7 protein-coding genes, 1 tRNA gene and 1 pseudogene are annotated in these 5,442 nt (G+C 70.7%); 3 read left to right on the forward strand and 6 right to left on the reverse strand.

Annotated elements, in window-relative coordinates; genetic code table 11:
• Nucleotides 1–721, forward strand: a pseudogene (locus tag HY68_RS14170) (hypothetical protein); the annotation flags it as partial.
• A gap of 61 nt (nt 722–782) precedes the next feature.
• Nucleotides 783–856 (forward strand) — tRNA-Ala (locus HY68_RS14175).
• A 90-nt stretch (nt 857–946) separates the two neighbouring features.
• Here HY68_RS14175 and HY68_RS14180 read toward each other — a convergent pair.
• The 3 genes from HY68_RS14180 to HY68_RS14190 form a co-directional block, all read right to left on the reverse strand.
• A complete protein-coding gene (locus HY68_RS14180; RefSeq protein ID WP_041988757.1) occupies nt 947–1,222 on the reverse strand; it encodes a DUF6295 family protein in 276 nt (91 codons plus the stop codon).
• Between the two features lie 12 nt (nt 1,223–1,234).
• Complete coding sequence (locus HY68_RS14185; RefSeq protein ID WP_041988759.1) at nt 1,235–1,978, reverse strand: dienelactone hydrolase family protein; 744 nt, start codon at nt 1,976–1,978, stop codon at nt 1,235–1,237.
• A gap of 113 nt (nt 1,979–2,091) precedes the next feature.
• Entirely contained in the window at nt 2,092–3,306 is a 1,215-nt protein-coding gene (locus HY68_RS14190; RefSeq protein ID WP_041996049.1) for a damage-control phosphatase ARMT1 family protein, read from the reverse strand.
• 104 nt (nt 3,307–3,410) lie between these two features.
• On the opposite strand from HY68_RS14190, the gene HY68_RS14195 reads away from it, so the two are divergent.
• Entirely contained in the window at nt 3,411–3,905 is a 495-nt protein-coding gene (locus HY68_RS14195; RefSeq protein ID WP_041988762.1) for a DUF5949 family protein, read from the forward strand.
• Nucleotides 3,906–3,982: 77 nt separating this feature from the next.
• On the opposite strand, the gene HY68_RS14200 is transcribed toward HY68_RS14195, so the two are convergent.
• The 3 genes from HY68_RS14200 to HY68_RS14215 form a co-directional block, all read right to left on the reverse strand.
• Nucleotides 3,983–4,174 carry a hypothetical protein gene (locus HY68_RS14200; RefSeq protein ID WP_041988765.1) on the reverse strand — a complete coding sequence of 64 codons (192 nt, stop codon included), beginning with the start codon at nt 4,172–4,174 and terminating at the stop codon, nt 3,983–3,985.
• A 523-nt stretch (nt 4,175–4,697) separates the two neighbouring features.
• Entirely contained in the window at nt 4,698–4,937 is a 240-nt protein-coding gene (locus HY68_RS14210) for a chaplin (RefSeq protein ID WP_041988768.1), read from the reverse strand.
• Nucleotides 4,938–5,043: 106 nt separating this feature from the next.
• Nucleotides 5,044–5,325 (reverse strand): hypothetical protein, encoded by a 282-nt coding sequence (locus HY68_RS14215; RefSeq protein WP_041988771.1) that lies wholly within the window; start codon nt 5,323–5,325, stop codon nt 5,044–5,046.
• Between the last annotated feature and the right edge of the window lie 117 nt (nt 5,326–5,442).

Here is a 5,442-nt window from a genome sequence, read left to right on the forward strand (position 1 = left end):
GCGGCGTACCCGCCCGGCGGACGGCGGCGCCGCGGCCGAACGCGCCCGGCGCTCGAAACTCCTCGCGCGCCGCCGGCGTACCACCGTGGTCCTCTTCCTCGCCTTCACGCTGGGCGCTGTCGTCGCCGGCGTCGGCGGCCTGGGCTTCCTCTGGGTGCCCGCCGTCCCCGCCATACTGCTGAGCGTCTACATCGTGCACCTGCGGGCCAAGGAGCGGCGCCGCTTCGCCTTCACCATGGACCGGCGCAGGGCGGAGGCGGCGGCGCAGCGGCTGCGCGAGAACCGCCCGCGCCGCCACCAGCCCTCGTCGGCCGCCCCGGGCGAGCCCGCCGAGGAACCCGAACCCGGCCCCGCCCCCGAGCCCACCCCCTCGGTCTCCCCGCAGGAGGCGGGCCGCCGCGCCCTGGTCGAGCAGACCGACCACGCGGAGTGGCTGGACCAGCAGCGCGACCGCGGCCCGGCCGGCGGCGACAGCTGGGAACCGGTCCCCGTCCCGCTCCCGACGTACGTGACAGCCCCGGTGGCGCCGCGCGCCCCGAGCGGGGTCGACGTCAGCGACCCGGAAACCTGGAGCGCGGCCCGCTCCAGCACCTCCGACCCGACCCCGCACCCGGCCCAGCCCCCGACGGCCCCCCCGGCCCGCCGCAGCCGCGACCACGGCAGAACCCCCCTGTTCGACCAGTACGACGAAGCGGACCGCCCCCGCGCCGCCAACGAGTGACCAGGCAACCAACGGATTTCCGAGCACCCCGACCGGGGTGCTAAAGTTTCACTCGTTGCAAGGGCCTGTGGCGCAGTCTGGTAGCGCACCTCGTTCGCATCGAGGGGGTCTGGGGTTCAAATCCCCACAGGTCCACCGCAGCTCAGAGCCCCAACCGGATCACTCCGGCTGGGGCTCTTTGGCGTACACGGGGGGTTCAGCAGAACATCGGCTGATCCCGGCCGGTCAGGCGGCGGCCGACGAGGCCAGGCCGGGTGGGGCCGAGGCCAGGGCGCTGCGGATGGACTCGATGAGGGCGAGCGCCGCCTCTTCGGTCAGCTCCACAGCGACCCGCGCCGACGGGCCCTGGGAGGGGTTGAGGAAGTCGATGTTGACGGTGTGCTCGTACGGGGCGTGCTGCGGGTGGTCGACGTAGACCATCGCCTCGGTCAGCGGGAAGTACCCCTGCGGGCCCTTGCCGCTGCCCGCGATCTCGGTCTTGACGGTGAGGTAGGTGCACATGGGTTTGTCCCTTCAGGACGCGAGCGTGCGGCCGTAGAAGCTGAGGATGCGGTTCCAGCCGTCCGCCGCCGCCTGCGGGCGGTAGCTCGGCCGGTCGACGGCGAAGAACGCGTGTCCCGCGTCCTCGTACGAGTGGAACTCGTACTCCTTGCCCTGGGCCTTCAACTCCTGCTCCAGCTCGGCGACATGCTCGGGCGACGGGTACTTGTCGTCGGCGCCGAAGAGTCCGAGCAGCGGGCAGGACAGGTCCTTCGAGCGGTGGGCGATCGGCTCCAGCTGGAGCGGGAAGTCCTTCGGCGGGATGCCGCTGACGAACGCGCCGTAGCAGTCGACGGCCGCCTGCAGGTCCAGGCTGACGGCGGCCAGGAACGACTGGCGTCCGCCGGAGCAGTAACCGATCGTGCCGACGCGGCCGTTGCTGGACGGCAGACCGCGCAGATAGCGGGCCGCGCCTGCCACGTCGCCGACCAGGCGCTCGTCGGGCACACCGCCCTGCGCGCGGGCCGCAGCCGCCGCGTCGTCCGGGGAAGCGCCGGGGGCCTCGCGGGTGTAGAGGTTCGGACAGATCGCCGCGTAGCCTTCGGCGGCGAACCGGCGGGTGATTTCCTTCGTCGGCCCGTCGTAGCCGGGCATGTGGTGGATGACCACGACGCTGCCGATCGGTCCGGGGGTCATCGGGCGTGCGACGTACGCCTCCACTTCGTCTCCGCCATGGCCGGTGATGGTGACAGTCTCCGCCAGTAGCGCGTCGTACATGAGATGCCTTTCCGATCGGCTGATGTCACGCGTGGCCGCTTCCGTGGCCACACCATTTGCACAGTAGACCGGGGAGCTGTCAGCCAATCCGGCGGTGGCCCACCCGGCGAGGGTCAGGGTCGCTCCCGCACCTGGACGAGGGCGTGGGTGCCGCTCGTGCGCCACGCGTCACGTTCCGCTTCGAGTCCGGCGAGGGTGTGCGCCTCCAGGCCGACGATCACGTCCGACTTCAGGGTGCGCAGCGCCGCTACCGGTGTGGGGAAGTACGTGGTGAGGGTGGCGAACGGTGTCGTCTCGGGCCACAGCCGGTCGCCGACCAGGCGGCGGTAGTTGAGGTCGCCCTTCAGCAGCGTCACCGCGCTGCCCGACAGCTCGGCCCGCAGATCGTCGGGCATCGCGCTGTACGGCAGCGGCGCGCGGAAGAAGTCGTGGGCGCGCAGCTGGAGACTGCCGTCGGCCAGGGCCGCCCAGAGCCTGCGGCCGGTCAGCGCCGCGCTGCCGTCCGCGTCCGCGATCCGGCGCAGACAGTCCACGACGTCCGCCGTCGTGGCGTCGGAGACGTAGTACGGGCACGGCTTGACGTGCAGGACCACCCGGCCGGCCCGGCCGCTGTGCAGCAGATGGTCGACGAGGACGAGATCGGGGATGAGTTCGCGTCCCGCGTTGTCCGCGACCAGCTGGACCGTCGCGGCGCCGCCGGGCGGCAGCAGGGACCACAGCCGCGCGCTGTCGTCGGCGACCAGCCGGTTGTCCTTCTCCGCGGCCTCGCCGCCGGCGGAGTCGAGCCGGAAGCCGAGGTCGGCGCGGTTGCCCCAGAGGGAGGCGCGCAGCAGCGCGTCGGCCCGCTCGCGCTCCGGGAGGGGTACGAGCAGGTCGAGGGCGGCGAGTTCGCTGTCGACGGTGTCGCCGCGCAACTCGGCCCGCTTGAACGGGGCGAACGGATCGACCGACTGCCAGGGCCCCGCGCCGAAGTAGCCCACCGCGCCGAGCAGCAGCCGGTAGAAGTAACTCTCCGCCCACAGGAACGGAGCGTCGCCCCACCGCCGCCCGTACTGCTCGCCGCCGCCCCACGCCTCCCACTGCGCGGCGTCGTGGGCGCCGGGCGGCAGCGGTTCGATCACGCCGTCGGTGACCGAGGCCAGCAGGGCGTCCAGGGCGCTGTGCTGCCACGGCTCGTAGGGAAAGGCGTCCCGCACCTGCTTGATGAGCGCGGGGTGACGGCGGGTCAGCACGCCCCAGGGGAAGGAGCCCGCCGCGCTGCTCACGATCACCGGCGCTTCCGGGGTCGCCGCTTCCCCGCCGGCCCCGGAGCCCGTCCCGTCCGTCACGTTCCGTTGATTACGCACGCCGGCGAACGTACCCGAGATCGCCGTCGCCCACATGGGTGACATGGGCTCACAGGGAGTACCCGCAGGCCAGTACTGTCCGCAACATGACCTCTACCAACACCGCGTCACACGCCCCGCTGCTGGGCACCCTCTCGGTGATTCCCTGGACCAGCGACCCCTCAGAAGGCGAACGCGACGCCCCGTTCCTGCTCGCCTACTCCCTCGGTGACGGCCGCGAGGGGGCCGAGGCGGGCGAGGAGACGATGCGTACCGTCCTCTCCGAGATCGGGCTCAAGCCGGGCGGCGACATCGTCGACGTGGTGAAGAAGCCCAGCGTCGCGATCACCCTGCTGGTGGAGGCGGGCAGGGCCGTACTGACGATGCCTTACCTGAACGCGCAGTGCCCCGTGCCGCCGGAGTGGGAGCAGGACGCGCGCGAGAGCGGGCAGGTCTACTTCATCGTCGCCACGAAGCCGTGGACGGACGGGACGCCGGGTGTGCCGGTCACCGAGGAGAAGCTGCGGGCCTTCGTCGGCGACGACACGATGCTCGCCACCGCTGCGCACTGCCTGCTCCCGGTGCGCAGCCTGACCGGCTGACAGGTACGGCAGAGAAGAACGGCGCGGGCCCCGGCCGACGGATCGATCCGTCGGCCGGGGCCCGCGGCCCTGTGCGATCAGAGGAGATGAAGACCCAGGCCGAGCAGGTCGTCATCGTCGTGGTGGTGACCGTGGTGGTGCCGGCCACAGCTCTCGTGGTGGTCGCACCGGTCCTGCTGCGGGGCGGCCTGGGCAACGCCCGCCAGCGGGACGACGACAGCGGCGGCCAGGGCGGCGGCAGCGACACCACGCGCGATTATGGTCTTCATGTTCGAGCTCCTCAATTACATGGGGGCAGGGACGTGTACGACGCTCATCAGGCGGCGGGGACTTGGCGCGCCGGGAACGTCTCCACTACTGCAAGCGGGAACGGATGCCGTTCTCCGGTGCTTCGCCCTGCGCCGGTACCGTGCGGCCCGCGGCACGCCATTCCCGTACCAGCGCGGAATAGATCGGCGTCGGCGCCGGCGGGAAGACGGGGTCGTTGAGGAATTCTGCGGGTGCCGCTGAGCGCTCCCAGCGGGGAACGCGGACGGAGTTCATGCAAGAGGAACGCACACAGCGGGTCAACGGTCACTCAAGAAGCGCTGTCACGAGGGAAGGCTGAAACGCTTCTTCGACCTCGCGGCGCGGACCGTGCGATTCTTCGGATATACGTCCGGGCTGCGTCAGGCACGGGCCCGGTACAGGTCTGGTATGGGTCCGGGCATGATGGAGCGGCTGCGCGAAGCCCCAACTCCGCGCAGCCGCTCAGCATTCGGCAGGTACGTCAAAGACGACCGGTCAACGGTGTCAGTTGTTGACGGCCGTGTTGCCGAACGCCGGGTTGAGCAGACCGATGACGTTGACGGTGTTGCCGCTCACGTTGACCGGGACGTGCAGCGGGACCTGGGCGATGTTGCCCGACAGCACACCGGGGGAGTGCGCGGCGACGGCGCCGGCGCCCGCGTCGGCGAAGGCGCTGCCCGAAGCCGCACCGGCGGCCATTCCGGCGGCGGCGATAACGAGTGCGACCTTCTTGGTGTTCTTCATATGAATAACCTTCCTCAACGGTTTGTTTCAGTGTAGGGACGGGCGGTTGCCGAATTCGCCGGATGACACCACGACGCGGGGAAATCCGTCATTCGGCGTAATGGCACTACTTGCCGAGCGGCAGTCCGCCGAGCAGCGAGCCGGTCTTCTGCGACTTGTTGAGCCCGTCCGCCGTGTCCTTCACCGCGTTGACGAGAGAGCCGTCGTTCTCGGTGTCCAGCGCGTTCGTGTTCAGCGGCTTCGCCTCACGGAGCCCCTGGGACGCCACGGTGTCGAGAGCGCCGTTCAGGCTCATCGGGGACAGTCCGTCGGCGGCGAACGCCGGGGCGGCGGCACCGAGAGCCATCACGGAACCGGCGACGACGACGGCGACCTTCATGGGCTTCATTCTTCGAATCCTTCTTTCAGCGTTGCGTGCTGTGTGGAACAACTCTCTCTTTCGTAACGAACATTGGCCGCACCGGAAACGGCCCGGCCCCCGTCACGTCGTTGTGACGGGGGCCGG

It is taken from the genome of Streptomyces sp. AcH 505 (assembly GCF_000818175.1).
Lineage (GTDB): Bacteria > Actinomycetota > Actinomycetes > Streptomycetales > Streptomycetaceae > Streptomyces.